This is a genomic window from Streptomyces boluensis (assembly GCF_009908195.1).
Taxonomy (GTDB): Bacteria; Actinomycetota; Actinomycetes; order Streptomycetales; family Streptomycetaceae; genus Streptomyces; species Streptomyces boluensis.
In genome coordinates this window covers 1-2,013 of the sequence record NZ_JAAAHS010000662.1, presented here as the reverse complement: position 1 = coordinate 2,013, position 2,013 = coordinate 1, and the positions used below count along the sequence as shown (strand labels likewise).

Annotated in this window: 1 protein-coding gene; it reads left to right on the top strand. The window is 73.1% G+C overall.

Going from position 1 to position 2,013, the window contains the following annotated elements; translation table 11 throughout:
* Positions 1-1,914, top strand: a 1,914-nt coding sequence (gene cobT, locus GUY60_RS37205; protein ID WP_246236138.1) for a nicotinate-nucleotide--dimethylbenzimidazole phosphoribosyltransferase, incomplete at its 5' end; no start/stop codon positions are given.
* Between the last annotated feature and the right edge of the window lie 99 nt (positions 1,915-2,013).

Here is a 2,013-nt window from a genome sequence, read left to right as displayed (position 1 = left end):
GAGCCCACCCCCGAGGCGCAGCCCGAGCCCGAACAGGCCGCCGTACCGGTCGAGTTGGCCGCAGCCGAGTCCGTATCCGCATCGGCACCCGCGTCCGTATCCGCCGAAGCCGTCGAGCCGGTGCAGCCTGCCCCCGAGGCGCAGGCCGAGCCCGTCGAGGCGGAGCAGCCCGTCGAGGCGAGTGGCCCCGCCCCGGCCTACGACGAGGCCGAGCGCGAGGCCGTGCTGCGCGTGATGCGCGAGCGCCGCGACATCCGCAACGGCTTCCGCAGCGACCCCATCCCGCACGACGTGCTCCTCCGCGTCCTCGAGGCCGCCCACACGGCGCCGTCCGTCGGCCACTCGCAGCCCTGGGACTTCGTCGTCATCCGCTCCGCGGACACCCGGCGCACGATGCACGAACTGGCCATGCGCCAGAAGGACGCGTACGCCAAGTCCCTCCCCAAGGGCCGCGCGAAGCAGTTCAAGGAACTGAAGATCGAGGCCATCCTCGACACCCCGGTGAACATCGTCGTCACCGCCGACCCCACCCGCGGCGGCCGCCACACCCTCGGCCGGCACACCCAGCCGCAGATGGCCCCGTACTCCTCCGCGCTCGCGGTCGAGAACCTGTGGCTCGCGGCCCGCGCCGAAGGCCTCGGCGTCGGCTGGGTCAGCTTCTTCGACGAGCGTGAGATGGTCCGCACCCTCGACCTGCCCGAACACCTCGAAGTCGTCGCGTACTTGTGTGTCGGATACGTCGACGAGTTCCCGGACGAGCCCGAGCTGATGCAGGCCGGCTGGTCCAAGCGCCGCCCGCTGTCCTGGGTCGTGCACGAGGAGACGTACGGCCGTCGCGCCCTGCCCGGCGAGGAGCCGCACGACCTGCTCGCCGAGACCGTCGCCAACATCCGCCCCCTGGACGCCAAGGCGCTGGGTGAGGCCTGGGAGCGGCAGAAGCGGATGACCAAGCCCGCGGGCGCCCTCGGCATGCTGGAGATCATCTCGGCGCAGCTGTCCGGCCTCTCGCGGATGTGCCCGCCGCCGATCCCGGAGCCCGCCGCCGTGGCGATCTTCGCGGGCGACCACGGGGTGCACGCCCAGGGCGTCACGCCCTGGCCGCAGGAGGTCACCGGCCAGATGGTCGCCAACTTCCTTGGTGGCGGCGCCGTTTGCAACGCCTTCGCGAACCAGGTGGGCGCCGAGGTCTGCATCATCGACGTGGGCGTCGCCTCCGACCTGCCCGCGACGCCCGGCCTGCTGCCCCGTAAGGTGCGCGCCGGTACCGCCGACATGACCACCGGGCCCGCGCTCACCCGCGAGGAGGTCAAGGCGGCCATCGAGGTCGGCATCGACACCGCCCGCGACCTGGTCGCCGCCGGCAACAAGGCGCTGCTCACCGGTGAGATGGGCATCGCCAACACCACCGCGTCCGCCGCCCTGATCTCCGTGTTCACGGGCGTCGACGCGGCCGAGGTGACGGGCCGCGGCACGGGCATCAACGACGAGACGCTGGCCCGCAAGACCGACGTCGTACGCCGGGCCCTGGAGCTGCACCAGCCCGACCCGGCCGACCCGATCGGCGTCCTCGCGGCCATCGGCGGCCTCGAACACGCGGCGATGGTCGGCCTGTTGCTGGGCGGCGCCTCGCTGCGCACCCCGGTGATCCTCGACGGCGTCAGCGCCGGTGCGGCCGCCCTGGTCGCCCGCGCCATCGCCCCCGAGGTCCTCGCCGCCTGCATCGCGGGCCACCGCAGCGCCGAGCCCGGCCACGTGGCGGCACTCAACAAGCTCGGCCTGCGCCCGCTCGTCGACCTCGACCTCCGCCTCGGCGAGGGCACGGGCGCGCTCCTTGCGCTGCCGGTGGTCCAGTCGGCGGCGCGAGCGATGCACGAGGTGGCTACGTTCGACTCGGCAGGGGTCACGGAGAAGTAGGCCCGCTCAATATTCGGCCGCTCCGGATATTCAGCCCCTCCGGCGTTTGAGGAGCGGGGGGCCGGGGGCTGGCCCCCGAAGCGCCGCAGGCTTTAGGGA